The sequence below is a fragment of the Streptomyces sp. NPDC057280 genome, from assembly GCF_042668605.1.
Lineage (GTDB): Bacteria > Actinomycetota > Actinomycetes > Streptomycetales > Streptomycetaceae > Streptomyces.
In genome coordinates this window covers 251,739-276,730 of the sequence record NZ_JBHUYR010000003.1, presented here as the reverse complement: position 1 = coordinate 276,730, position 24,992 = coordinate 251,739, and the positions used below count along the sequence as shown (strand labels likewise).

21 protein-coding genes and 3 tRNA genes are annotated in these 24,992 nt (G+C 67.9%); 3 read left to right on the top strand and 21 right to left on the bottom strand.

Going from position 1 to position 24,992, the window contains the following annotated elements; genetic code table 11:
* The first annotated feature begins 48 nt into the window (after positions 1-48).
* The gene (locus tag ACFUO4_RS19745) at positions 49-1,461 is read left to right on the top strand and encodes a M48 family metalloprotease (RefSeq protein WP_383486347.1); all 1,413 of its coding nucleotides are present in this window, start codon (positions 49-51) and stop codon (positions 1,459-1,461) included.
* A gap of 89 nt (positions 1,462-1,550) precedes the next feature.
* Here ACFUO4_RS19745 and ACFUO4_RS19740 read toward each other — a convergent pair whose 3' ends face one another.
* The 12 genes from ACFUO4_RS19740 to ACFUO4_RS19685 form a co-directional block, all read right to left on the bottom strand.
* The gene (locus ACFUO4_RS19740) at positions 1,551-5,450 is read right to left on the bottom strand and encodes a DNA-directed RNA polymerase subunit beta' (RefSeq protein ID WP_126273778.1); all 3,900 of its coding nucleotides are present in this window, start codon (positions 5,448-5,450) and stop codon (positions 1,551-1,553) included.
* Between the two features lie 100 nt (positions 5,451-5,550).
* Positions 5,551-9,036 (bottom strand): DNA-directed RNA polymerase subunit beta, encoded by a 3,486-nt coding sequence (gene rpoB, locus ACFUO4_RS19735; protein WP_079312384.1) that lies wholly within the window; start codon positions 9,034-9,036, stop codon positions 5,551-5,553.
* A 557-nt stretch (positions 9,037-9,593) separates the two neighbouring features.
* Positions 9,594-9,983, bottom strand: coding sequence for a 50S ribosomal protein L7/L12 (gene rplL / locus ACFUO4_RS19730; protein ID WP_383487861.1), 390 nt, complete (start codon positions 9,981-9,983; stop codon positions 9,594-9,596).
* Between the two features lie 122 nt (positions 9,984-10,105).
* Entirely contained in the window at positions 10,106-10,636 is a 531-nt protein-coding gene (rplJ, locus tag ACFUO4_RS19725; protein ID WP_383486342.1) for a 50S ribosomal protein L10, read from the bottom strand.
* A 274-nt stretch (positions 10,637-10,910) separates the two neighbouring features.
* Positions 10,911-11,783 (bottom strand): DUF1396 domain-containing protein, encoded by an 873-nt coding sequence (locus ACFUO4_RS19720; RefSeq protein WP_079312380.1) that lies wholly within the window; start codon positions 11,781-11,783, stop codon positions 10,911-10,913.
* A gap of 118 nt (positions 11,784-11,901) precedes the next feature.
* A complete protein-coding gene (locus tag ACFUO4_RS19715) occupies positions 11,902-12,825 on the bottom strand; it encodes a hypothetical protein (RefSeq protein ID WP_079312378.1) in 924 nt (307 codons plus the stop codon).
* 131 nt (positions 12,826-12,956) lie between these two features.
* A complete protein-coding gene (gene rplA / locus ACFUO4_RS19710; RefSeq protein ID WP_079312376.1) occupies positions 12,957-13,682 on the bottom strand; it encodes a 50S ribosomal protein L1 in 726 nt (241 codons plus the stop codon).
* Between the two features lie 82 nt (positions 13,683-13,764).
* On the bottom strand, positions 13,765-14,199 hold the full coding sequence (gene rplK / locus ACFUO4_RS19705) for a 50S ribosomal protein L11 (protein ID WP_079312374.1): 435 nt from the start codon (positions 14,197-14,199) through the stop codon (positions 13,765-13,767).
* A gap of 119 nt (positions 14,200-14,318) precedes the next feature.
* Positions 14,319-14,798, bottom strand: a complete 480-nt coding sequence (locus tag ACFUO4_RS19700) for a DUF3592 domain-containing protein (RefSeq protein WP_383486337.1) — start codon at positions 14,796-14,798, stop codon at positions 14,319-14,321.
* A 46-nt stretch (positions 14,799-14,844) separates the two neighbouring features.
* Positions 14,845-15,714 (bottom strand): transcription termination/antitermination protein NusG, encoded by an 870-nt coding sequence (gene nusG, locus ACFUO4_RS19695; protein WP_079312370.1) that lies wholly within the window; start codon positions 15,712-15,714, stop codon positions 14,845-14,847.
* 81 nt (positions 15,715-15,795) lie between these two features.
* Positions 15,796-16,083 carry a preprotein translocase subunit SecE gene (gene secE / locus ACFUO4_RS19690; protein WP_079312368.1) on the bottom strand — a complete coding sequence of 96 codons (288 nt, stop codon included), beginning with the start codon at positions 16,081-16,083 and terminating at the stop codon, positions 15,796-15,798.
* Positions 16,084-16,191: 108 nt separating this feature from the next.
* Positions 16,192-16,264 (bottom strand) — tRNA-Trp (locus ACFUO4_RS19685).
* Positions 16,265-16,560: 296 nt separating this feature from the next.
* Here ACFUO4_RS19685 and ACFUO4_RS19680 point away from each other — a divergent pair.
* Entirely contained in the window at positions 16,561-17,787 is a 1,227-nt protein-coding gene (locus ACFUO4_RS19680) for a pyridoxal phosphate-dependent aminotransferase (protein WP_059192927.1), read from the top strand.
* Positions 17,788-17,908: 121 nt separating this feature from the next.
* Positions 17,909-18,949, top strand: coding sequence for an adenosine deaminase (locus tag ACFUO4_RS19675; RefSeq protein WP_079312366.1), 1,041 nt, complete (start codon positions 17,909-17,911; stop codon positions 18,947-18,949).
* Here the strand turns inward: ACFUO4_RS19675 and ACFUO4_RS19670 are convergent.
* The 9 genes from ACFUO4_RS19670 to ACFUO4_RS19630 all read right to left on the bottom strand — a co-directional run bounded on the left by ACFUO4_RS19670 (position 18,930) and on the right by ACFUO4_RS19630 (position 24,961).
* A complete protein-coding gene (locus tag ACFUO4_RS19670) occupies positions 18,930-19,649 on the bottom strand; it encodes a hypothetical protein (protein WP_383486330.1) in 720 nt (239 codons plus the stop codon). The genes ACFUO4_RS19675 and ACFUO4_RS19670 overlap by 20 nt on opposite strands.
* A 140-nt stretch (positions 19,650-19,789) precedes the next feature.
* Positions 19,790-20,845: a UDP-N-acetylmuramate dehydrogenase gene (locus tag ACFUO4_RS19665; protein WP_383486327.1), complete on the bottom strand. Its 1,056-nt coding sequence runs from the start codon at positions 20,843-20,845 to the stop codon at positions 19,790-19,792.
* 358 nt (positions 20,846-21,203) lie between these two features.
* A complete protein-coding gene (locus ACFUO4_RS19660; protein WP_383486325.1) occupies positions 21,204-22,646 on the bottom strand; it encodes an MFS transporter in 1,443 nt (480 codons plus the stop codon).
* An 80-nt stretch (positions 22,647-22,726) separates the two neighbouring features.
* Positions 22,727-23,296 carry a TetR family transcriptional regulator gene (locus ACFUO4_RS19655; protein WP_179143574.1) on the bottom strand — a complete coding sequence of 190 codons (570 nt, stop codon included), beginning with the start codon at positions 23,294-23,296 and terminating at the stop codon, positions 22,727-22,729.
* 215 nt (positions 23,297-23,511) lie between these two features.
* Complete coding sequence (locus ACFUO4_RS19650; protein WP_097267757.1) at positions 23,512-23,940, bottom strand: MaoC family dehydratase; 429 nt, start codon at positions 23,938-23,940, stop codon at positions 23,512-23,514.
* Positions 23,941-23,948: 8 nt separating this feature from the next.
* Positions 23,949-24,401, bottom strand: coding sequence for a MaoC family dehydratase N-terminal domain-containing protein (locus ACFUO4_RS19645; protein ID WP_079312084.1), 453 nt, complete (start codon positions 24,399-24,401; stop codon positions 23,949-23,951).
* Between the two features lie 113 nt (positions 24,402-24,514).
* Positions 24,515-24,679 carry a 50S ribosomal protein L33 gene (rpmG, locus tag ACFUO4_RS19640; protein WP_003948671.1) on the bottom strand — a complete coding sequence of 55 codons (165 nt, stop codon included), beginning with the start codon at positions 24,677-24,679 and terminating at the stop codon, positions 24,515-24,517.
* A 90-nt stretch (positions 24,680-24,769) separates the two neighbouring features.
* Positions 24,770-24,842: transfer RNA gene (locus ACFUO4_RS19635), tRNA-Met, on the bottom strand.
* Positions 24,843-24,888: 46 nt separating this feature from the next.
* Positions 24,889-24,961: transfer RNA gene (locus tag ACFUO4_RS19630), tRNA-Thr, on the bottom strand.
* Positions 24,962-24,992: the final 31 nt, after the last annotated feature.

Here is a 24,992-nt window from a genome sequence, read left to right as displayed (position 1 = left end):
CCCGCCCCCACACACGTACCCCACCCTCACGCGCGCAGAAGGAGCCCCGTGTCCCAACCACCAGAACCAGCCGCCACTCCGGAACGACAGCACCCCACAGAGCCGCCCCCACCTCTGTACCCCACGGCCGCACCACCACCCCAGTACCCGTCGGCCGCACCACCACCGCAGTACCCCGCGAGCCCAGCACCTGCGTACTCGCCGCCCCCTCCCTCATACCCCACGGCACCACCCCCGCAGTACCCGACAGCGCCCAACGCCCCCTACCCCGCCGACACCGCCCCGCAGTACCCCACCGGACCCGACACCCCCTACCCCGCCGCCGCCACCCCGCAGTACCCCACCGCCCCATCGGCCCCGTACCTCACCACGCCGACGACCCCTGACCCGACCGCCGCACCACCACCCCCGTACCCCACCGCCCCGACGGACGTCCCACCCCCGTACGCGGCCTCCCACGCCCCGTACATCCCCCCGCAGCCCGCTCCCGCCCCGGAACCCGCCCCCGACGACCTCGACTACCGGCACCTCGGCTCCCGGGTCCACGTCGCCGCGCACCAGCGCGGCGCCGACGCCACCGCGATAGGGAGCCTGCTCGTCCACGTGCCGAGCCTCGTCGTGAGCGCGGCCGTGGTCGGCGCGATCGCGTTCGCGCTGTTCGGCACGGCCGGCGGCTGGATCGTCGTCCTCGCCTGGCTGGCCACCGGAGGTCTCGTCTTCCACCGGCCCACCGAGCTCGCCTTCGCCCGCCGTGTCCTCAAGCTCCGCGCCCCGCGGCCCGAGGAGCAGGCCCGGCTCGACCCGATCTGGCGTGAGGTCACCGCCCGCGCCGGCATCGAGGCGCACACCTACGAGCTCATGGTGGAGAACAGCCCCGAGCTCAATGCCTCGGCGGTCGCGGGACATGTCGTCAGCGTCACGACGTACGCCCTCAACGAGATCCCCAGCAGCAACCTGGCCGCCGTACTCGCCCATGAACTCGGCCACCACACCGGCGGTCACGCCTGGGCCGGCCTGCTCGGCTACTGGTACTCCCTGCCCGGCCGGATCGCCTGGACGGTCACGAAGTTCGTGGCGCGGATCGCCCTGGCCATCGCCGCCGTGCTGTCCTGGCGGGCCTACTTCCTGGTCGCGTTCGTCATCGGCATGTGCCTGGTCGGCGGGTTCATGGCGGCCTGGTACCTCACCCTGCCTCTCGTCCTCGCCCCCTACCTGCTCGCGTTCATGGGCCGCAAGGCCGAGCTGCGCGCCGACCAGCAGGCCGCGGTGCTCGGTTTCGCCGGGCAGATGACCCAGGTGCTGCACCAGCTGCAGGCGGAGGAGGACCGCGAGAAGGCACAGATCGTGGCGGCCGGCCACCACCTCAAGGAGCCCGGCACCTTCGCCCGGCTGCTCTCCACCCACCCCGACCACCACACCCGCATCCAGGCCCTGGAGCCGTACCTGCGCACCGGCCTCTGAACCCGGACACGCCGAAGGGCGGTCACCCCGTACGAGACGAGGTGACCGCCCTTCAGAACTTCAGGACTTCAGACCTTCAGAACCAACTACTACTGGTTGTACGGCCCGTAGTCGTAGTCCTCCAGCGGAACGGCCTGGCCGGAGCCCGTGCCGAACGGCGAGTAGTCGATGTCGTCGTAGCCGACGGCCGAGTACATCGCGGCCTTCGCCTCCTCGGTGGGCTCCACCCGGATGTTGCGGTAGCGGGACAGACCCGTACCGGCCGGGATGAGCTTACCGATGATGACGTTCTCCTTGAGGCCGATGAGGCTGTCGGACTTGGCGTTGATCGCCGCGTCCGTCAGGACTCGGGTCGTCTCCTGGAAGGAGGCGGCCGACAGCCAGGATTCCGTCGCCAGCGAGGCCTTGGTGATACCCATCAGCTGCGGACGACCGGAGGCCGGGTGACCGCCCTCCTGGACCACACGACGGTTCTCGGTCTCGAACTTCGAGCGCTCGACCAGCTCGCCGGGCAGCAGCTCGGCGTCGCCGGACTCGATGATCGTCACGCGGCGCAGCATCTGCCGGATGATGATCTCGATGTGCTTGTCGTGAATCGACACACCCTGCGAGTTGTAGACCTTCTGGACCTCGCCGACCAGGTGGACCTGGACGGCACGCTGGCCCAGGATGCGCAGCACGTCGTGCGGGTTGGTGGCACCCACGGTGAGCTTCTGGCCCACCTCGACGTGCTCGCCCTCGCTGACCAGAAGACGCGCGCGCTTCGAGATCGGGTACGCCGTCTCGTCGCTGCCGTCGTCCGGGGTGATGACGATCTTCTTGGTCTTCTCCGTCTCCTCGATGCGAACGCGGCCGCTCGCCTCGGAGATGGGAGCAACACCCTTCGGGGTACGGGCCTCGAAGAGCTCGACGACACGCGGCAGACCCTGGGTGATGTCGTCACCGGCCACACCACCGGTGTGGAAGGTACGCATCGTCAGCTGGGTGCCGGGCTCACCGATGGACTGGGCGGCGATGATGCCGACCGCCTCACCGATGTCGACCAGCTTGCCGGTGGCCAGGGAGCGGCCGTAGCACATGGCGCAGGTGCCGACGGCGGACTCACAGGTCAGGACCGAGCGGGTCTTGACCTCGGAGACACCGTGCCGGACCAGCTCGTCGATGAGGACGTCGCCGAGGTCGGTGTTGGCCGGGGCCAGCACCTTGCCGTCGACGGTGATGTCCTCGGCCAGCGCACGGGCGTACACGCTGGTCTCGACGTTGTCGGCCTTGCGCAGCACACCGTCCGCGCCGACCTCGGCGATCGCCAGCTTGAGACCGCGCTCGGTGCCGCAGTCCTCCTCGCGGATGATGACGTCCTGCGAGACGTCCACCAGACGACGGGTCAGGTAACCCGAGTCGGCGGTACGCAGGGCGGTGTCGGCCAGACCCTTACGGGCACCGTGGGTGGAGATGAAGTACTCCAGGACGGACAGGCCCTCACGGAAGGACGCCTTGATGGGACGCGGAATCGTCTCGTTCTTGGCGTTCGACACCAGACCACGCATACCGGCGATCTGCCGCATCTGCATCATGTTTCCTCGGGCACCCGAGTCAACCATCATGAAGATGGGGTTCGTCTTGGGGAAGTTCTCGTTCATCGCCTCGGCGACCTCGTTGGTCGCCTTGGTCCAGATCGCGATGAGCTCCTGAGTGCGCTCTTCCTTGGTGATCAGACCGCGCTCGTACTGCTTCTGGACCTTCTCGTCCTGCGCCTCGTAGCCCTTGACGATCTCCTTCTTCGCCTCGGGAACGACGACGTCGGAGATGGCGACGGTGACACCGGAACGGGTCGCCCAGTAGAAGCCGGCCGCCTTCAGGTTGTCGAGCGTCGCCGCCACGATGACCTTGGGGTAGCGCTCGGCGAGGTCGTTGACGATCTCGGAGAGCTGCTTCTTGCCGACCGAGTAGTCGACGAACGGGTAGTCCTCGGGCAGCAGCTCGTTGAAGAGCGCGCGGCCCAGGGTCGTACGCAGCCGGAAGCTGTCGCCCGACTGGTACTCCGGCTCGCCCTCCTCGGCCGCCGGCGGCGTCCAGCCACGCGGCGGGATGGTGCCCACCGGGAAGCGGATGTCGACCTGCGACTGCAGCGCCAGCTCGCCGGCGTCGAACGCCATGATCGCCTCGGCCGTGGAGCCGAACGCACGGCCCTCGCCCTTGGTGTCACGCAGCTCACCGTCGGTGGTGAGGAAGAACAGACCGAGGACCATGTCCTGGGTCGGCATCGTCACCGGACGGCCGTCGGCGGGCTTGAGGATGTTGTTCGAGGACAGCATCAGGATGCGGGCCTCGGCCTGCGCCTCCGCGGACAGCGGCAGGTGCACGGCCATCTGGTCACCGTCGAAGTCCGCGTTGAACGCGGTGCAGACGAGCGGGTGGATCTGGATGGCCTTGCCCTCGACCAGCTGCGGCTCGAAGGCCTGGATGCCGAGGCGGTGCAGGGTGGGAGCACGGTTCAGCAGCACCGGGTGCTCGGCGATGACCTCTTCGAGGACGTCGTACACGACGGTGCGGCCGCGCTCCACCATGCGCTTGGCGCTCTTGATGTTCTGCGCGTGGTTGAGGTCCACGAGCCGCTTCATCACGAACGGCTTGAAGAGCTCCAGCGCCATCGCCTTGGGCAGACCGCACTGGTGCAGCTTCAGCTGCGGACCGACGACGATCACGGAACGCGCGGAGTAGTCCACACGCTTACCGAGCAGGTTCTGACGGAATCGACCCTGCTTACCCTTCAGCATGTCGCTGAGGGACTTCAGCGGGCGGTTACCGGGACCGGTGACCGGCCGGCCGCGACGACCGTTGTCGAAGAGGGCGTCAACAGCCTCCTGAAGCATGCGCTTCTCGTTGTTGACGATGATCTCGGGCGCGCCGAGGTCGAGGAGCCTCTTCAGACGGTTGTTGCGGTTGATCACACGGCGGTACAGGTCGTTCAGGTCGGAGGTCGCGAAGCGGCCACCGTCCAGCTGCACCATCGGGCGAAGGTCCGGCGGGATGACCGGGACGCAGTCGAGGACCATGCCCTTGGGGCTGTTGGAGGTCTGCAGGAACGCAGACACGACCTTCAGCCGCTTCAGCGCACGGGTCTTCTTCTGGCCCTTGCCGGTACGGATGATCTCGCGGAGCTTCTCGGCCTCCTCGTCGAGGTCGAAGGACTCCAGGCGCTTCTGCAGCGCCGCGGCACCCATCGAGCCGTCGAAGTACGTGCCGAAGCGGTCACGCAGCTCGCGGTAGAGGAGCTCGTCGCCCTCGAGGTCCTGGACCTTGAGGTTCTTGAAGCGGGTCCACACCTCGTCGAGACGGTCGATCTCGCGCTGCGCACGGTCGCGCAGCTGCTTCATCTCACGCTCGGCACCCTCGCGCACCTTGCGGCGCACGTCGGCCTTGGCGCCCTCGGCCTCCAGCTCGGCCAGGTCGCTTTCCAGCTTCTTGGCGCGGGCCTCGAGGTCGGCGTCCCGGCGGTTCTCGATCTGCTGGCGCTCCACGGAGACGTGCGCCTCCAGGGAGGGCAGGTCGCGGGTGCGGCGCTCCTCGTCGACGTACGTGATCATGTACGCCGCGAAGTAGATGACCTTCTCCAGGTCCTTCGGGGCGAGGTCGAGCAGGTAACCCAGCCGCGACGGAACGCCCTTGAAGTACCAGATGTGCGTGACGGGGGCGGCCAGCTCGATGTGGCCCATCCGCTCACGGCGCACCTTGGCGCGAGTGACCTCGACGCCACAGCGCTCACAGATGATGCCCTTGAAGCGGACGCGCTTGTACTTGCCGCAGTAGCACTCCCAGTCCCGGGTCGGACCGAAGATCTTCTCGCAGAAGAGTCCGTCCTTTTCGGGCTTGAGGGTGCGGTAGTTGATGGTCTCGGGCTTCTTGACCTCGCCGTGGCTCCACTGACGGATGTCGTCAGCGGTGGCCAGACCGATCCGGAGCTCATCGAAGAAGTTGACGTCGAGCACTATGCGTCAATCCCTCTCAGGGTTGTAAGTCTTGGGGTCTGAAACGGGGGTCCTGGGGCCGGCCGGAGGTTCCTCACCAGTTCCTCCGGCCGGACTCCCGTCAGACCTCTTCGACGCTGCTCGGCTCGCGCCGGGACAGGTCGATGCCGAGCTCCTCCGCAGCGCGGAAGACATCCTCGTCGGTGTCGCGCATCTCGATGGACATGCCGTCCGAGGACAGCACCTCCACGTTGAGGCACAGGGACTGCATTTCCTTGATGAGCACCTTGAAGGACTCGGGAATGCCGGGCTCGGGGATGTTCTCGCCCTTGACGATGGCCTCGTAGACCTTCACGCGGCCGGTGACGTCGTCGGACTTGATGGTCAGCAGCTCCTGGAGGGCGTACGCGGCGCCGTATGCCTCCAGCGCCCACACCTCCATCTCACCGAAGCGCTGGCCACCGAACTGAGCCTTACCACCCAGCGGCTGCTGGGTGATCATCGAGTACGGACCGGTCGAGCGGGCGTGCAGCTTGTCGTCGACCAGGTGGTGCAGCTTCAGGATGTACATGTAGCCGACCGAGATCGGGTCCGGGAACGGCTCACCGCTACGGCCGTCGAACAGCCGCGCCTTACCGGTCGGGAGCACCATGCGCTCGCCGTCGCGGTTCGGGATGGTGTGGTTCAGCAGACCCGCGAGCTCGTCCTCACGCGCACCGTCGAACACCGGGGTGGCGACGTTGGTGCCGGGGGCGACCTGGTCGGCACCGATGTTCTGCAGGCGCTGCGCCCACTCGTCGGCGAGACCGGAGACGTCCCAGCCGCGGCTGGCGAGCCAGCCGAGGTGGATCTCCAGGACCTGTCCCGGGTTCATTCGGGACGGCACACCGAGCGGGTTGAGGATGATGTCGACCGGGGTCCCGTCCTCGAGGAACGGCATGTCCTCGATGGGCAGGATCTTGGAGATGACACCCTTGTTGCCGTGTCGGCCGGCGAGCTTGTCACCGTCCGTGATCTTGCGCTTCTGCGCCACGTAGACACGAACCAGCTGGTTCACGCCCGGCGGCAGCTCGTCGCCTTCCTCACGGTCGAAGACGCGGACGCCGATGACCTTGCCGATCTCGCCGTGCGGCACCTTCAGGGAGGTGTCACGGACCTCGCGCGCCTTCTCACCGAAGATCGCGCGGAGCAGGCGCTCCTCGGGGGTCAGCTCGGTCTCACCCTTGGGCGTGACCTTGCCGACGAGGATGTCGCCGGCGACGACCTCGGCACCGATCCGGATGATGCCGCGCTCGTCGAGGTCGGCGAGGACCTCCTCGGAGACGTTCGGGATGTCCCGGGTGATCTCCTCGGGGCCGAGCTTGGTGTCACGGGCGTCGACCTCGTGCTCCTCGATGTGGATCGAGGAGAGGACGTCGTCCTGTACGAGGCGCTGCGACAGGATGATCGCGTCCTCGTAGTTGTGACCCTCCCACGGCATGAACGCCACGAGCAGGTTCTTGCCCAGCGCCATCTCGCCGTTCTCGGTGGCCGGACCGTCGGCCAGGACCTGGCCCTCGATGATCCGGTCGCCCTCGTTGACGATGACCTTCTGGTTGACCGAGGTGCCCTGGTTGGAGCGGGCGAACTTGGCCAGGCGGTACGTGATGTACGTGCCGTCGTCGTTGGCCGTGGTGATGTAGTCCGCGGAGACCTCCTGGACCACACCCGCCTTCTCGGCCTTGACCACGTCGCCGGCGTCGACGGCGGAGCGGTACTCCATGCCGGTGCCGACGAGCGGGGACTCGGACTTAATCAGCGGCACGGCCTGACGCATCATGTTCGCGCCCATGAGGGCACGGTTGGCGTCGTCGTGCTCGAGGAACGGGATCATGGCGGTCGCGACCGACACCATCTGGCGCGGCGAGACGTCCATGTAGTCCACGTCGTCACCGGGGACGTAGTCGACCTCGCCGCCACGACGGCGGACCAGGACGCGGTTCTCGGTGAAGCGCATGCCCTCGTCGAGGGTGGCGTTGGCCTGCGCGATGACGAATCGGTCCTCTTCGTCGGCCGTCAGGTAGTCGACCTCGTCGGTGACGACACCGTCGACGACCTTGCGGTACGGCGTCTCCACGAAACCGAACGCGTTGACGCGGCCGTAGGAGGCGAGCGAACCGATCAGACCGATGTTCGGGCCTTCGGGCGTCTCGATCGGGCACATACGGCCGTAGTGAGACGGGTGCACGTCACGGACCTCGAAGCCGGCCCGCTCACGGGACAGACCACCAGGGCCCAGCGCCGAGAGACGACGCTTGTGCGTCAGACCCGACAGCGGGTTGTTCTGGTCCATGAACTGCGACAGCTGGCTGGTGCCGAAGAACTCCTTGATGGAGGCGACGACCGGCCGGATGTTGATCAGGGTCTGCGGCGTGATCGCCTCGACGTCCTGGGTCGTCATGCGCTCGCGGACGACTCGCTCCATACGCGCCAGACCCGTACGGACCTGGTTCTGGATGAGCTCGCCGACGCTGCGCAGACGACGGTTGCCGAAGTGGTCGATGTCGTCGGTCTCGACGACGATGTTCGCGCCGCTGTCGCCGACCGTCTCGGTCTCGCCCGCGTGCAGCTTCACCAGGTACTTGATCGTCGAGATGATGTCCTCGACGGTCAGGACGCCCGCGTCGAGCGGAGCCTCCGCACCCAGCTTCTTGTTCACCTTGTAGCGGCCGACCTTGGCGAGGTCGTAACGCTTCGGGTTGAAGTAGAGGTTCTCCAGCAGCGTCTGCGCGGCCTCACGCGTGGGGGGCTCGCCTGGACGCAGCTTGCGGTAGATGTCGAGCAGCGCGTCGTCCTGGCCCTGGGTGTGGTCCTTCTCCAGGGTGGCGCGCATGGACTCGTACTCGCCGAACTCCTCCAGGATCTGCTCGGTCGTCCAACCGAGAGCCTTGAGCAGGACGGTCACGGACTGCTTGCGCTTGCGGTCGATGCGCACACCGACCATGTCGCGCTTGTCGATCTCCATCTCCAGCCAGGCACCCCGGGACGGGATGATCTTGGCGGAGAAGATGTCCTTGTCGGACGTCTTGTCGATCGAGGAGTCGAAGTAGACACCCGGCGAACGGACCAGCTGCGACACCACGACACGCTCGGTGCCGTTGATGACGAAGGTGCCCTTGTGGGTCATGAGCGGGAAGTCGCCCATGAAGACCGTCTGGGACTTGATCTCGCCGGTCTCGTTGTTGGTGAACTCAGCCGTCACGAAGAGCGGGGCCGCGTACGTGAAGTCGCGGTCCTTGCACTCGTCGATGCTGTTCTTCGGCGGCTCGAAACGGTGGTCGCGGAACGTCAGCGACATCGACCCGGAGAAGTCCTCGATCGGGGAGATCTCCTCGAAGATCTCCTCCAGACCGGACTTCGTGGGGACGTCCTGACCGGACTCCAGAGCCTCCTCGACCCGACTCTGCCAGGCGGTGTTCCCGAGCAGCCAGTCAAAGCTCTCGGTCTGCAGCGCGAGCAGGTTCGGAACCTCGAGAGGCTCCTTGATCTTTGCAAAGGAAATGCGCAGCGGGGCGGTGCTGGCGCCGTTGTTCGTATTCGCGGTCGAGGCGTTGCGCGAGGCGGCCAAGAGGGGGTCCTTCCGAGGGCTCGGACTCACTACGCGCGTACCGGTCCCTCTCCGGCGCACGAGGACAGGCTCCCCTGATTTGGCTTTTGGGCCAGGTCAGGGCGTTCCGGTCGTCGTTGCTGAGGCGAGGGCAGACCCCTGGTGACGGGCAGGGGGCAGCTAACAGGCAGCGCAAAGGGTCAGTGTAGCCACTTGGCGCACTGATGTCCAGCCCCGATTTTCTTTGACCCTCGTCACCCTCAACGCCTTCGGCACGCCTGCCCTCAACGCACGTTGATACTGCCCTCTTCGTCGCCGATCCATGCCTCGGATTCGGACCGTTCTGGCGACGCGTCCTGAGAATTGCGCGCTGCGTGCGGTTCGTCAAGGCCTGTCTCGCCCAAACCGGTCGCCACCTGGGGTGCTCGGAGGCACGGCGAAGATCACCATACCCCTCAGGTCCTCGGGTACAACTCAGCCGCCACTGGAACCCCGGGAACGCCGAAGAGCGACCACCCGGATGGATGATCGCTCTTCAGCGCTACTGCGTTACAGGCCAGTCAGGCCTGCGAAAGGTCTTACTTGACCTCGACGGACGCGCCCGCGGCCTTGAGGGACTCGGCGGCCTTGTCAGCGGCCTCCTTGTTGACCTTCTCGAGGACCGGCTTCGGGGTGCCGTCGACGAGGTCCTTGGCCTCCTTCAGACCCAGGGAGGTCAGCTCACGCACGACCTTGATGACCTGGATCTTCTTCTCGCCGGCGCCGGTGAGGATGACGTCGAACTCGTCCTTCTCCTCGGCGGCCTCGGCGCCACCGGCGGCACCGCCGGCAGCCGGGGCGGCGACAACGGCGGCAGCGGCGGCCGTGACGTCGAACTTCTCCTCGAACGCCTTCACGAACTCGGAGAGCTGGATGAGGGTCATGCCCTCGAACTCGGCGAGCAGTTCGTCCTGGGTGAGAGCCATGATGGCTTCCTTCCAAATCAATTCGGCTGGTGCCGGATGTACATGTCTGGCGGGCGTACGTTCGGCCCGCTACGACCACTTCCTGGGGCGGAGCGCCTCAGGCGGCGGTCATGATGCGAGCCGAGTTACTCGGCACCGCCCTGCTCGTCCTGCTTGGCGCGAAGGGCGTCCACGGTGCGGACGAGCTTCGTCGGAAGCGCCTGGAAGAGCTGAGCAGCCTGCGTCTGCTTGCCCTTCAGGGCGCCCGCCAGCTTGGCGAGCAGAACCTCGCGGGACTCGAGGTCCGCAAGCTTCTTGATCTCGTCGGCGGACAGCGCCTTGCCGTCAAGGACACCGCCCTTGATGACGAGGTTCGGGTTGTCCTTGGCGAAGTCACGAAGACCCTTCGCCGACGTCACCGGGTCACCGGTGATGAAGGCGACCGCCGTCGGACCGTTGAACAGGTCGTCGAGCGTGTCGATCCCGGCCTCGTTGGCCGCGATCTTGGTCAGCGTGTTCTTCACCACGGCGTACTGGGCGTCTTCACCGAGCGAACGACGCAGCGTCTTGAGCTGCGCCACGGTGAGACCCCGGTACTCGGTCAGCACGGCGGCGTTCGAGCTGCGGAACTGGTCCGCGAGCTCGGCTACCGCGGCAGCCTTGTCGGGCCTTGCCATAAGCGTGGCCTCCTTCCGGGTGATGAGGACCGCTCAGAAGGAGCTGCGAAAAACGAAACGCCCCGGCGCAGGCGCACGGGGCGTAGCTCTACCACGCGGACGAATCCACACGGGAGCAACTTCCACAGTCACCTGCGCGGGTCGTCCGCGGTAATCAGCGGATCCTTCGGCCACCGCGCCCTCTCACGAGCACACGGCAACGACCAGCGGTCTTTGGCTTCTGAAGGAGAGTACGCGACCGGATCGCCGCGAGGCAAATCCGGTCGTACGGTGATCAGCCGCTCTGGGCTTCCTTCATCATCTCGGCGAGGTCGACGGTGTCCTTGGCGGGCGGCGCCGTGACCGTGACCGGCTTGTTGATGTCGAGGAAGGTGATGGTCAGGTCGAGCGTGCCCTTGTCGGCGGCGCCCTTCATGCGGAACTGCTTGGTGTGGTCCTCACCGTCGATCCACATGTCCATCGCGAGCTTGTCGACGCCCATCTTCTCGTACTGCTCGACGCTCTTCTCGCGCTTCTCGCGGGTCGCCTTGTCCTCGTCCTTGAAGGAGTCGCGGAGCGCGTCGAGGGTGAGGGTGCCGGTGTAGTGCGTGGTCTCGACTCCGTCGACCTTCTCGGTGCCGACCTTCTTCACGTCCTTGGCGCCGGTCATGAAGGTGGACTCGGCGGCCGGGTTCTGCTCGGCCTGTCCGGCGCCGGCGGCGCCCCCGCCGAGCTGCTCGTCGCTCAGCGCGGACATGTCGAACTTCATCCAGGTCTTGCCGTCCATCTCCTTGGCCATCTCGGGGTTGCCCCCGATGTACATGGCCTTGTCGACGAGCCGGATCTCCGCGGAGCCGTCCTTGCCCTGGTCCAGCGCCGTCATCTTCATGCTCATGGCGACGGTGGGCTTGATCCGCATCGAGGCCTCGGCCTTGATGCGCCCCTGCTCCGGGTACTCACCGGTCATCCGGTAGCGCAGGGACGAGATGTCGTCCGAGTTCTTCGCCGCCTTGGCCACCGCGGCGGCCGGCGACATCTTCGGCGACTCCTCGGAGGACTCCCCCTTGGAACAGCTCACGGCACCGGCGGCGAGGGCCACGGCGGCCAGACCCACGCCGACCGTCCGACAGCGTGCGGACCGGCAAGAAAGTCGTACAGAAATCCCCATCGATTCCCCCCAAAGGAACGCAAGAAGTGCGACGACCACAAGGAACACATGGTCGATTCACAGCGGGATCGCGAGCCTAACCGATGGGGCGCAAGCGGTCTTGTGAATTCCGTGTGGCTCAGGAGGTGGTGCCGGCGACGCTGCCGCCCTGCTTCTCCAGGAGCGTCTTGAAGTCCTCCGTGTCGCTCGCCGGGGGCTTCTCGGCGGAGACCTTCACGCCGTAGTCGCTGTAGTAGGCGGTCTGGGTCAGCTCTCCGGTGGCCATCTGGCCCTTCTCCACCTTCTTGACCAGGAGGTCCTGGTCGTCGACCCAGATGTCGACCGTCTCGGTGGTGACCCCGGCCTGTTCGAGCTGCTTCTTCAGGTCGGCGAGCTGGCTCTCACTGAGGCTGGAGTTCTTGCCGGCGAGGTCGGCGACGTCGACGGTGCCCGAGTAGTGCGTGGTGTCCTTGCCGCGGACCTTCTCCTCGCCGACCTTCTTCACGTCCCCCGAGGCCAGCAGGAGCTTCACCGACTGGTTGGGGGTGGCGTTCTGCATCTGGTCCTTGAGGTACGCGCCGGAGCCGCCCGCGAGGTCCGCGAGGTCGTCGTAGTCGTACCTGATCCAGTGCTTGCCGCCGGCCTGCTCGGCGAACGCGTCGCCCATCTTCGCGTAGTAGGCGTCGGAGAGGTACCGGGCCTCCATCTTGGTGGTGCCCAGCTGGCGCATGGTGTCGGTGAGCGTGCCGCCGGTGTACTCGATGGTGACGGTGCCGGAGATCCCGTCGGCCCAGCCGAGGGCGCCGTCGGCGGTCATGGACATCATCGAGCCCATGACGGTCGTGGACTCGACCTTGGCGGAGTCGGCGGCGTCGGTGGACTTCTCGGCGGAGCGCAGCGCGGCTATGGGGCTGACCTTGGTGGCGCTTTTGCCGGTTCCGGAGGTCCGGTCGTCCTTGTCGGAGCCCCCCGAGTCCCCCGCCGACGAACAGGCCGCGAGGCCCGTCAGCGCGGTCGTCGCGGCGATCGCGAGAGCCATCCGGCGCACACTCGTGCTCTTCATTCGTCCCACCCCTATGTGATTCCTGTCCCGCACGTTAGCGCGGGCCACTGACACACGTACCCGGATATGGGACGGGCCCCGCACCTCGAAAGGTTGCGGGGCCCGTGACCTGACTTCGGTGAGCCTCAGGCTCAGACCGCCGCCGGGTCCTCCTCGACGAGGAGGTTGCGGGTGCGGTTCGGGTCGACCGGAATGCCGGGGCCGATCGTGGTGCTGATCGCGGCCTTCTTGATGTAACGACCCTTGGCGGCGGACGGCTTCAGACGGAGGATCTCCTCCAGCGCGGCGCCGTAGTTCTCCACCAGCTTGTCGTCCTCGAAGGACGTCTTGCCGATGATGAAGTGCAGGTTCGAGTGCTTGTCGACGCGGAACTCGATCTTGCCGCCCTTGATGTCGTTGACAGCCTTGGCGACGTCCGGGGTCACGGTGCCGGTCTTGGGGTTCGGCATGAGACCACGGGGGCCGAGGACGCGGCCGAGACGGCCGACCTTGCCCATGAGGTCCGGGGTGGCGACGACGGCGTCGAAGTCCAGGCGGCCCTTCGAAACCTCGTCGATGAGCTCGTCGGCGCCGACGATGTCGGCGCCCGCGGCACGCGCGGCCTCGGCACGGTCGCCGGTCGCGAAGACCAGGACCCGGGCGGTCTTACCGGTGCCGTGCGGAAGGTTCACGGTGCCACGGACCATCTGGTCGGCCTTGCGCGGGTCGACACCCAGACGGAAGGCGACCTCGACGGTGCCGTCGAACTTGGTCGTGGAGGTCTCCTTGGCGAGACGGACGGCCTCGAGCGGGGCGTAGAGCTTGTCCCGGTCGACCTTGGCGTCCGCAGCGCGGAGAGACTTGCTGCGCTTGCTCACTGCTTCTCCTGGTGAGTCTTAGGAGTCGTGGTCCGGGCCGAGCAGGCCCTGCCACTTCTGCTTGATGTACGGGTGTTGGGGCTCAGCCCTCGACGACGACGCCCATGGAACGCGCGGTGCCGGCGATGATCTTCGCGGCGGCGTCCAGGTCGTTGGCGTTGAGGTCGGGGAGCTTGGTCGTGGCGATCTCGCGGACCTGCGCCTCGGTGATCTTGGCGACCTTGGTCTTGTGCGGCTCGCCGGAGCCCTTCTCGATACCCGCGGCCTTGAGGATCATCTTCGCGGCCGGCGGCGTCTTGGTGATGAAGGTGAAGGAGCGGTCCTCGTAGACCGTGATCTCCACCGGGATCACCCAGCCACGCTGCGACTCGGTCGCGGCGTTGTAGGCCTTGCAGAACTCCATGATGTTGACGCCGTGCTGACCCAGCGCGGGGCCGACCGGCGGAGCCGGGTTGGCCGCACCGGCCTGGATCTGGAGCTTGATGAGCCCCGTGACCTTCTTCTTCTTGGGAGGCATGCTCTCTCCGGGTCCTTACTGAGAGTTGGTTACCACCTGCGTCATTCGGATGAATCATCAGGCAGATGGCATACCGCACCACGATAGCCGCTCTTCCCTCAGGACATGAAATCGGCAGCTCAGGAAGGCTGGGGCGACGACCAGGGCGAGAACGGCGGCCGCCCCCGCAGGACGGCGACCAGGGTGCCCACCCCGAAGATCAGCAGGATCACGACGGGCAGCGAGAGCGCGGCGGTGATGGCACCGACGTACCCGTACCCGTCCTCCTCGGCCGCCCGCGTCGGGTCCGAGGGCAGGTACCGCACGACGATCTCCTCGCCGTCCCGCGAGACCTTGTTCTCCCGGGTCTCGGTGAGGGCCGGAAGGTCGGCCTCCACCCGCTTGCCGCCGGCCTCGAACTCGACCCAGCAGCGGTGCCGCCAGCAGTTGGCGCCGTCGGCGTGGAAGGTCCCCACCGCGCGGACCCCGCCCTGCACCTCGGCCACCCGCTGCCACTGCGTGATGCCCACGGAGAGCGGGGCGGCGGCGAAGACGGCCGCCAGCACGAAAAAGACGAGAGGCCAGCGGAAACGCCGAAGGCGCCCCTGCCCGGAATCCACCGGCGGGGCGCCCTCACTGCTTATGTCGGCCGGCAAAGGGCCTGACTCAGTTCTTCTGGATCTGGTCGAAGGACAGCTCGACCGGGGTCTCGCGGCCGAAGATCTCGACGAGGCCCTTGACCTTCTTGGAGTCGGCGTTGATCTCGTTGATCGTGGCCTGCAGCGTGGCGAACGGGCCGTCGGTGACGGTGACCGAGTCGCCGACCTCGAAGTCCAGCACCTGGACCTCGACCTTGCGCTGCGGAGCGGGCTTGCCCTCGGCCTCGGCGGCCTCGCGGGCGGCCTTCTCCTCGGCCTCCGGGGCGAGCATCTTGACGATCTCGTCCAGGGTCAGCGGGTACGGGTCGTAGGCGTTGCCGACGAAGCCGGTGACGCCCGGCGTGTTGCGGACGACACCCCACGACTCGTTCGTCAGGTCCATGCGGACCAGGACGTAACCGGGCAGCTTGTTCTGCTTGATCGTCTTGCGGTCGCCGTTCTTGATCTGGACGACCTCTTCCTGCGGCACCTCGGCCTGGAAGATGTAGTCCTCGACGTTCAGCGAGACGGCGCGCTGCTCGAGGTTGGTCTTCACGCGGTTCTCGTAACCGGCGTAGGTGTGGATGACGTACCACTCGCCGGGGAGGGTGCGCAGTTCCTCACGCAGGGCGACGACGGGGTCGACCGGCTCGGCCGGCTCCTCCTCGACAGCCTCTTCCTCGTCCTCGACGGCCTCGACGTCGCCGCCGGACTCGTCCTCGGCGTCCTCGTCGGATTCGTCCTCGACGTGGAGGGCGGCTTCCTCGGCGGGGTCGCCCGCCTCGTCATCGGCAGCCTCGACCTCGTCCAGGTCCTCGTCCGCGCCCTCGACGATGTCGAGCTCGTCTTCCACGGACTCGTCCGGCTCGATGGCGTCGTTCAGGTTCTGGTCAGACACGGTGGCTGCTTCTTCCTGGATACATAGGGGTGGAACATGCGAAAGGGGCGCCGGTAACCACGGCGCCCTTCGCAACATTGCTCAGCCGAAGACGTACTTGGCAGCGTGGTTGAGTCCATAGTCAATCACGGTGACCAGGCCGATCATGACGATCACGAAGACGATCACCACGGTCGTGTAGGTCGTCAGCTGGCTGCGCGTAGGCCAGACGACCTTGCGAAGCTCTGCGACGATCTGCCGGTAGAAGATGCCGAGGCGCTTCAGCGGGCCCTTCTTGGCACGCTTGCCACCCTTGCGGGCCTTCTTCTTCGACTCCTGCGCCTCGTCCTGGGCATCAGGCGTGTCGATGGAGCCCACGGCGTCCGCCATTCGTCCTCACCTGTTCCCGGGTCGTGGCCGTGCCGCGCCCGGTCTGAGCCGCACGGCGGTGCATTGCTGTACGTACATGCGCACACATCCTGGCGAAGGTGTGTGTAGCAGGGCCGGAGGGACTTGAACCCCCAACCGCCGGTTTTGGAGACCGGTGCTCTACCAATTGAGCTACGACCCTTTGTGGTTCCTCCCAAACGTACCGCATCCGTCCGAGTGCTCGGTGTGCATCGGATGAGTGCGGCCGTTGTGAGGCCAACGAGGTGAGAGTGTACGTGCTCCGGAGCCCAGCGTCGAACAGAAAGGGCCTGTGGAGACCGCGACGGCCGAAGATCGTCCCGCGCACGGCCGCCCGGGCGCCGAAGATCACCCAGGCCACCGCGCCAATACCCCGGTGAATCCGGACGGTTGTTCAGTGGTTGTTCAGTCTGTGAAACCCGCGTGCCGGGGGCGTTTCCGGTCTGAAACGATGGGCCCATGAGCGCTGCAACCTCTCCCACCGAGCGCCGGGTCTCCGCCCGAGTCGGCGCGATCTCCGAGTCCGCCACCCTCGCCGTGGATGCCAAGGCCAAGGCCCTGAAGGCCGCCGGGCGCCCGGTGATCGGCTTCGGCGCCGGTGAGCCGGACTTCCCGACCCCGGACTACATCGTCCAGGCCGCCATCGAGGCCTGCTCCAACCCGAAGTACCACCGGTACACCCCGGCCGGCGGTCTCCCCGAGCTGAAGGCCGCCATCGCCGCGAAGACGCTGCGCGACTCCGGCTACGAGGTCGACGCGAGCCAGGTCCTCGTCACCAACGGCGGCAAGCAGGCCATCTACGAGGCCTTCGCCGCGATCCTCGACCCGGGCGACGAAGTCATCGTCCCGGCCCCGTACTGGACGACGTACCCGGAGTCGATCCGTCTCGCCGGCGGTGTCCCGGTGGAGGTCGTCGCGGACGAGACCACCGGCTACCGCGTGAGCGTGGAGCAGCTGGAGGCGGCGCGCACGGAGAACACGAAGGTCCTCCTCTTCGTCTCCCCGTCCAACCCCACCGGCGCCGTCTACACCCGCGCGCAGATCGAGGAGATCGGCCGCTGGGCGGCCGAGAAGGGCCTGTGGGTCCTGACCGACGAGATCTACGAGCACCTGGTCTACGGCGACGCCGAGTTCCACTCGCTGCCGGTGGTCGTGCCCGAGCTGGCCGACAAGACCATCGTCGTGAACGGTGTGGCGAAGACGTACGCCATGACGGGCTGGCGCGTGGGCTGGGTCATCGGTCCGAAGGACGTGGTCAAGGCCGCGACGAACCTCCAGTCGCACGCCACCTCGAACGTCTCCAACGTCGCCCAGGTGGCCGCGCTGGCCGCCGTCTCCGGCGACCTGTCGGCCGTCGAGGAGATGAAGGAGGCCTTCGACCGCCGCCGCAAGACGATCGTGCGCATGCTCAACGAGATCGACGGCGTCCTGTGCCCCGAGCCCGAGGGCGCGTTCTACGCCTACCCGTCGGTGAAGGCCCTGATCGGCAAGGAGATCCGCGGCAAGCGTCCGCAGGACTCGGTCGAGCTGGCCGCGCTGATCCTGGAGGAGGCCGAGGTCGCGGTCGTCCCGGGTGAGGCCTTCGGTACGCCGGGCTATCTGCGGCTGTCGTACGCGCTGGGCGACGAGGACCTCGTCGAGGGCGTGAGCCGCATCCAGAAGCTGCTGGCGGAGGCACGGGACTGACGTTCCGCCATGAAGGGCCACCTACCGGGGACGGTAGGTGGCCCTCTGTCGTTTGTGCGAGCAAGACCACGTTCGGGGAAAGCGCTACCGGGACGGCGGTGGCGTACGGCAGGATCGGCGAATGGAGCGTGTACGTGATGTCTCTGAGCTGCCGAAAGCCCATCTGCACCTGCACTTCACCGGGTCCATGCGGCCCGGGACGGTTCTGGAACTGGCCGACAAGTACGGCGTACGGCTGCCCGACGCGCTGACGGAGGCGCTGACCAGCGGGGAGCCGCCGCGGCTGCGGGCCACGGACGAGCGGGGCTGGTTCCGGTTCCAGCGGCTCTACGACGCGGCGCGTTCGTGCCTCAGGCAGCCCGAGGACATCCAGCGTCTGGTGCGGGAGGCGGCCGAGGAGGACGTCCGGGACGGCTCGGGGTGGCTGGAGATCCAGGTCGACCCCACGTCGTACGCCCCACGCCTCGGCGGGCTGATCCCGGCGCTGGAGATCATCCTCGACGCGGTGGAGACGACCTCGCGGGAGACCGGGCTCGGGATGCGGGTGCTGGTCGCCGCGAACCGTATGAAGCACCCGCTGGACGCGCGCACGCTGGCCCGGCTGGCCGTGCGGTATGCCGACCGGGGGGTGGTCGGCTTCGGGCTGTCCAACGACGAACGCCGGGGCATGGCGCGGGACTTCGACCGGGCCTTCGCCATCGCCCGGGAGGCCGGGCTGCTGTCGGCGCCGCACGGCGGGGAGCTGGCCGGGCCGTCGTCCGTACGGGACTGTCTTGACGACCTCGACGCGCACCGGATCGGGCACGGAGTGCGGGCCGCGGAGGACCCCAGGCTGCTCAAGCGGCTGGCCGACCGGGGTGTGACCTGCGAGGTCTGTCCGGCCTCGAACGTGGCGCTCGGGGTGTACGAGAAGCCGGAGGACGTGCCGCTGCGGACGCTGTTCGAAGCGGGGGTGCCGATGGCGCTCGGCGCCGACGACCCGCTGCTGTTCGGCTCACGGCTCGCGGCCCAGTACGAGATCGCCCGACGGCATCACGGTTTCACGGACCGGGAGCTGGCGGAGCTGGCCCGGCAGTCGGTACGGGGCTCGGCGGCGCCCGAGGACGTGAAGGCGAAGCTGCTGGCGGGGGTCGACGACTGGCTCAGCGGCCCGGTGTCCTGAGGTCGCGGTCGCGCGGCCCTGGTCCTTTGGGGGCGCCCGGCCTCTTGAAGTGGGTGTAGGGCGGATACGGCTTGAAGCAGATGTCCACCTCCAAGGGGTGCCCGCCGGTTCCGGGCGGCTCGGCGAGCGTGAAGGCCGTCATGAACGCCATGTGCCCTGTGACGGCGTGCTTGTGCAGCGGTCCCCAACCGGCCGCGTGGGCGAACGCGGTGGCCATCTCGACGAAGAGGTCCCTGGTGCCGAAGAGGAACAGCGTCCGCGCGTGGGTGGCGTGCCGCAGTTCGCTGCGGGCGTCCGCGTGGGACCGGCGGGTGCGCCAGGACTCCATGTCCCGCGCGGTGCGGGCCTCGTCGGTGCGTACGGTCAGCGGGGCGCCGCGGGTGAGACGGCGGCGCAGCTCCGGCCACTGACTCGCGCGCAGGCCGGCGCTGTCGTGGGCCAGGACCAGGTCGACGCGCTCGCCCCATCCCTCGTCGGGCGGGACGCCGTCGCGCAGCGGGACGTGGACGATCGTGCGGCGCGAGTAGGCGGCGAAGGAGCAGAGGCCGGCGAGCCGGTTCAGCCCGTCGTGATCACCGAGGAGCAGGCCGATGGGGTCGGGGGCGCTCAGTGAGGTGTGGCGCAGGGGGGTGCGGGGGCGGACGACGCGGTGGGAGTGGGGGCCGATGCGGGGGGTGAACTCGGTGAGTCGCAGGCGCATCGCTCAAGCGTTCCGGGTGGTTGCCGGGCCCGGCAACTGAGATTCCGCGGGGCTACGGGAGTGCAGGGCTGCGGGCCTACGGACCGGACCTACGGGCCTACGGGCCTACGGGCCTACGGGCCTACGGGCCTACGGGCCTGCTAAAGGGTCACGCCGACCGTCACCGGTTCGTTGACGAGGGTCACGCCGAAGGTGCGGTGGACTCCGGCGACCACCTCCCGGGCGAGGGCGAGGAGGTCCTCCGTGGTCGCCTCGCCGCGGTTGGTGAGGGCGAGGGTGTGCTTGGTGGAGATGCGGGCGGGGCCGGTGCCGTAGCCCTTGGTGAAGCCGGCCTTGTCGATCAGCCAGGCGGCGGAGGTCTTGGTGTGGCCGGGGCCGGCGGGGTAGGCGGGCGGTTCGGCGTCCGGGCCGAGGTGCTGCTTCACGCGCGCGTGGAAGGCGGCGAAGTCGCTGTCGCTGAGGATCGGGTTGGTGAAGAACGAGCCGGCCGACCAGGTGTCGTGGTCGTCGGGGTCGAGGACCATGCCCTTGCCGGAGCGCAGCTTCAGCACGGTCGCGCGGGCGTCGGCGAGGGGGACGCGGTCGCCGGGTTCGACGCCGAGGGCGCGGGCGGTCTCGGCGTACTTGAGGGGCGCGGAGAGACCGCCGGCGTCCTCGAGTTCGAAGCGGACGCGGAGGACGACGTACCGGTCGGGGTCGGCCTTGAAGCGGCTGTGGCGGTACGAGAAGGCGCAGTCGGCGTTGGTGAGGGTGACGGTGTCGCGGGTGACGCGGTCGTAGGCGATCACGTGGGTGATCGTGGCGGAGACCTCCTGGCCGTAGGCGCCCACGTTCTGAATGGGGGTGGCCCCCGCGGAGCCGGGGATGCCGGCGAGGCACTCGATACCGGCGAGCCCGGCGTCCACGGTGCGGGCGACGGCGTCGGTCCAGACCTCACCGGCGGCGAGCTCCAGGCGGGTGCCGTCGAGCTCGATGCCCTTGGTGGCGATCAGGAGGGCGGTGCCGTCGAACCCCTTGTCGCCGATGACGAGGTTCGATCCGCCGCCGATGAGCAGGAGGGGCGTACCCGAGTCGTCCGCCTCGCGCACGGCGTCGATCACCTCGGCGTCGGTGGTGGCGGTGACCAGCCGGGTGGCGGGGCCGCCGAGACGGAAGGTGGTGAGCGGGGCGAGGGGGGCGTCGTGTCGTTCCTGCACGGGTCAAGGGTACGTGGGCGCTGCCGCTGGGCTGAGCGCGGTTCGGCGCGTTGTGGGTCGGGGCCGCGCCGGGGGGTGTCCGTCCTCGGAACGGCGCGGAACGGGTCTCCTAGAAAGGGCGCCCGTGTTGACGCGCCAACCGCTGCGGGCGGACACCCCCCGACACGTCCCCTCACCGCCATACGCGGGTGCCGCGCCGCGGGGGTGCGCGCCTCCTGTCACGCCGGGGACTGCAACGCCCTCAGGGGCGCGGGGAACTGCGCGACCAGCCACAACGCACCCGCAGCCGACCGACTGCCGTCCCCCTCATGCCTCCGACGGCCCCGCCCCCACCAGAGGGACGGAGCCGTTCGCACGGTCAGGCCGCGACCGTTTCGCGTACGGACGTCGTGTCGTCCAGGGTTACGTCCCGTCCGGCACGCGCCCGGGGAATCATCAGCGCCGCGACACCCGCCAGCGCCACAACCCCCGCCCCGGTCACCAGCGCGGGCCGCAGCCCCTCGACGAACGTCTGGCCGGTCTCGTAGCCGCCCTGCGCCGAGAAGATCGACCCCATGATCGCGATTCCGAGCGCGCCGCCCACCTCACGCAGCGCGTTGTTCGCCCCGGAAGCGATCCCCTGCTCCGAACGCCGCACGCTGGACATGACCAGGTTGGAGGCGGGTGCGAAGAACAGCCCCATGCCGATGCCGCTGATGATCAGGCCGGGCAGCTGGACGCCGTACGACGCGTCGACGGTGATGACCGACGCCAGGTACGCGAGCCCCGCCGCCTGGAAGAAGAGGCCGGTGGCGACCACGGGGCGGCCGCCGATCCGGTCGGAGAGGATGCCGGCGATCGGCGCGACGAGCATCGGCATGCCCGTCCACGGCAGCATCCGCAGCCCCGCCTCGGTCGGCGAGTACCCGAGCACTCCCTGCATGTACTGGCTGAGCAGGAAGATCGACCCGAACATGCCCAGGAACATCAGCAGACTGGCCGCGTTGATGCCGGAGAAGGCCCGCGAGCGGAACAGCCGCATCGGCAGCATGGGGTTCTTGGCGCGGGTGCTGTAGATCACGAAGCCGGCCAGGAGGGCGGCGCCCGCGAACAGGGCCGTGAGGACCAGGCCGTCCGTCCAGCCGTCCGCCGGGCCGCGGACCAGGCCGTAGACGATCCCGAAGAGGCCGCCGCTGGCGAGCAGCGTGCCGGGGATGTCGAGCGGGGCGCCGGTGCCGTACGACTCGGCGAGGCGCAGTCGGGCCAGCGGCAGCAGGGCGACGCCCAGCGGAACGTTCAGCCAGAAGATCCACTGCCAGGAAATGTGCTCGGTCAGGCTCCCGCCGATCAGCGGTCCGGAGGCCACGGCGAGTCCGTTGACCGCGCCCCAGATGCCGTACGCCATCCCGCGCTTCGCGGCCGGCACGGCGGCGGTGAGCAGGGTGAGCGTCAGCGGCATCATGATCGCCGCCCCCACGCCCTGGACCGCGCGGGCGGCGATGAGGCTGTCGATGCCGGGTGCGAGGGCCGCTCCCGCGGAGGCGAGGGTGAAGATCATCACGCCGGTGAGGAAGAGCCGTCGGCGGCCGAAGCGGTCCCCGAGAGCCGCGCCGAACATGAGCAGGACGGCGAAGGTGAGGGTGTAGGCGCTCACCGTCCATTCCAGGTCGTGCAGTCCGCCCCCGAGGTCCTCGCGGATGGAGGGCAGGGCGGTGGTGACGACGAGGTTGTCGAGGGCCGCCATGAACCCGGCGACGCTGGTGATGACGAGGGCCCAGATCATTCCCCCGCGTGACGTCTTGTCTGCGACTGGCTGTGACATTGCTCCCCCAAGAGCTGCCTAGGTAGTTATGGATTACTAACTTTCGCGCTCATGAAAAGGCGCCGCTGACGCCTTGTGACTCACTTCTCCAGCAGACCCGTGTCCCCCGCGGACGGGTACATCCCCTCCCACACCCGGTGCCCGGGCGGAAAGCCCATCGCGACCAGGCAGTTGATGAGCATCCCGTGCGCCAGGAAGTCCGTCGTCTGACCGACGTCGGCACCGAGCGGCAGATGGACCGTGTCCCACAGCCGCATCCACCCCTCCCGTACCGCCGCCCCGAACTCGTGGTCGCCCTCTCCCTCGGCGGCGCCCACGGCGACGTACATCTGCATCTGCATCAGCAGCCGCTCCGGATGCTCCGAGATGACCCTGGTGTACGCGTTCGCCATGGCCAGCAGGGCCTCTTCGCCCTGGAGCCCCTTGGAGGCCTCCTCGAAGGTGCGGATGGTTTCCTCCACACACCGCTCCGACGCCGCCAGGAAGATCGCCTTCTTGCCGGAGAAGAGCCGGAAGAGATACGGCTGCGAGACCCCGACCCGCTTGGCGATCGCCTCGGTCGAAGTGCCGTGGTAACCGCCGCGGGCGAACTCGATCGTCGCCGCGCGGATCACGCTCTCGCGCCTCTCCTCTGCGCTCATCCTGGCCATGAAGAGAAAGTTAGTACTCAATCACTAACTAAGTCAAGGGCTTCCCCGTAACTCAGTCCTGGGTCCTCTCGGACAGTCACGGCTCGGCTCCCTCGGACAGTCACGGGTCCCTCGGAACGACTTCACCGCACCGGCCGTTCGGGCCGGTAGGGGGCCTCACACCAGTAAGGGGCGCCCCACCATGGAGGGCGCCCCTTACCCACGCATGCTGCCCGTCAGGCCAGTCGTACGACCGCCCGGGACATCCCCAGCACCTTCTGTCCGGCGCTGGTCGCCGTCAGGTCCACGCGGACCGTGTTGTCGTCGAGCTTGGCCGCTACCTTGCCGCTGACCTCGATCACGGCGCCCTGGTCGTCGTTCGGGACGACGACGGGCTTGGTGAAGCGGACGCCGTACTCGGCGACGGCCCCCGGGTCGCCGACCCAGTCCGTCACCACGCGGATCGCCTCGGCCATGGTGAACATGCCGTGCGCGATGACGTCCGGCAGTCCGACCTCCTTGGCGAACTTCTCGTTCCAGTGGATCGGGTTGAAGTCCCCGGAGGCACCCGCGTACTGGACGAGGGTGGCGCGGGTCACGGGAAAGGTCTGGGCGGGCAGCTCGGTGCCGACCTCGACGTCGTCGTATGCGATCTTCGCCGTCATCGTCTTCCTCACGCCTCCTCGGCCGCGCGCGCGACGAGCTTGGTCCAGGCGGTCACCACGTGCTCGCCGGCCTCGTCGTGGACCTCGCCGCGAATGTCCAGGATGTCGTTGCCCGCCAGGGACTTGATCGCCTCGATGGTGGAGGTGACCGTCAGCCGGTCGCCCGCGCGGACCGGGCGGCTGTAGGCGAACTTCTGGTCGCCGTGCACCACACGGCTGTAGTCCAGGCCCAGTTGCGGGTCGGCGACGACCTGGCCGGCGGCCCTGAACGTGATCGAGAACACGAAGGTCGGCGGAGCGATCACATCGGGGTGACCGAGCGCCTTGGCCGCGTCCGGGTCGGTGTACGCCGGGTTGGCGTCCCCCACGGCCTCCGCGAACTCACGGATCTTCTCCCGGCCCACCTCATAGGGGTCGGTGGGCGGGTAGGTCCGCCCCACGAAGGACTGGTCGAGCGCCATGGACTCGGCACCTCCTGATCGCTGGGTCATCGCAGTACTGGCCGGTATCGGCCCATGAACGACGCGAGGCCGCCCCCCTGACTGCTGGGGGCGGCCTCGCGTACGAGCCTGATTTATCGCGTTTCGCGGTGCGCGGTGTGCGCGTTGCAACGCGGGCAGTGCTTCTTCATCTCCAGTCGGTCCGGGTTGTTACGCCGGTTCTTCTTGGTGATGTAGTTCCGCTCCTTGCACTCCACGCAGGCCAGCGTGATCTTCGGGCGGACGTCGGTGGCAGCCACGTGAGTGCTCCTTGACGAACGGATAGGACTGATTTAACGCAAAGAAGAGTAGCCGATCGAAGGACCGACCCCACAATCGGCTACTGTCAGTAGCGGTGACCGGACTTGAACCGGTGACACAGCGATTATGAGCCGCTTGCTCTACCGACTGAGCTACACCGCTGTGATGCGATCCGTCCCCGCCTTGCGACGGGAACCTCACACACCAGAGCCCCAATACGGAATCGAACCGTAGACCTTCTCCTTACCATGGAGACGCTCTGCCGACTGAGCTATTGGGGCGAGCGATGAAGACATTACACGGTCCGCAGCG

Coding starts and splice junctions, on each gene's coding strand:
- ACFUO4_RS19670 (WP_383486330.1), bottom strand. CDS start 19,649: ATGCGCCTGCGACTCACCGAGTTCACCCCCCGCATCGGCCCCCACTCC.
- ACFUO4_RS19720 (WP_079312380.1), bottom strand. CDS start 11,783: ATGGGGATTTCTGTACGACTTTCTTGCCGGTCCGCACGCTGTCGGACG.
- ACFUO4_RS19650 (WP_097267757.1), bottom strand. CDS start 23,940: ATGACGGCGAAGATCGCATACGACGACGTCGAGGTCGGCACCGAGCTG.
- ACFUO4_RS19675 (WP_079312366.1), top strand. CDS start 17,909: ATGGAGCGTGTACGTGATGTCTCTGAGCTGCCGAAAGCCCATCTGCAC.
- ACFUO4_RS19680 (WP_059192927.1), top strand. CDS start 16,561: ATGAGCGCTGCAACCTCTCCCACCGAGCGCCGGGTCTCCGCCCGAGTC.
- ACFUO4_RS19660 (WP_383486325.1), bottom strand. CDS start 22,646: ATGTCACAGCCAGTCGCAGACAAGACGTCACGCGGGGGAATGATCTGG.
- ACFUO4_RS19645 (WP_079312084.1), bottom strand. CDS start 24,401: ATGGCGCTCGACCAGTCCTTCGTGGGGCGGACCTACCCGCCCACCGAC.
- rplJ (WP_383486342.1), bottom strand. CDS start 10,636: ATGGCAAGGCCCGACAAGGCTGCCGCGGTAGCCGAGCTCGCGGACCAG.
- secE (WP_079312368.1), bottom strand. CDS start 16,083: ATGGCGGACGCCGTGGGCTCCATCGACACGCCTGATGCCCAGGACGAG.
- ACFUO4_RS19715 (WP_079312378.1), bottom strand. CDS start 12,825: ATGAAGAGCACGAGTGTGCGCCGGATGGCTCTCGCGATCGCCGCGACG.
- rplK (WP_079312374.1), bottom strand. CDS start 14,199: ATGCCTCCCAAGAAGAAGAAGGTCACGGGGCTCATCAAGCTCCAGATC.
- ACFUO4_RS19655 (WP_179143574.1), bottom strand. CDS start 23,296: ATGGCCAGGATGAGCGCAGAGGAGAGGCGCGAGAGCGTGATCCGCGCG.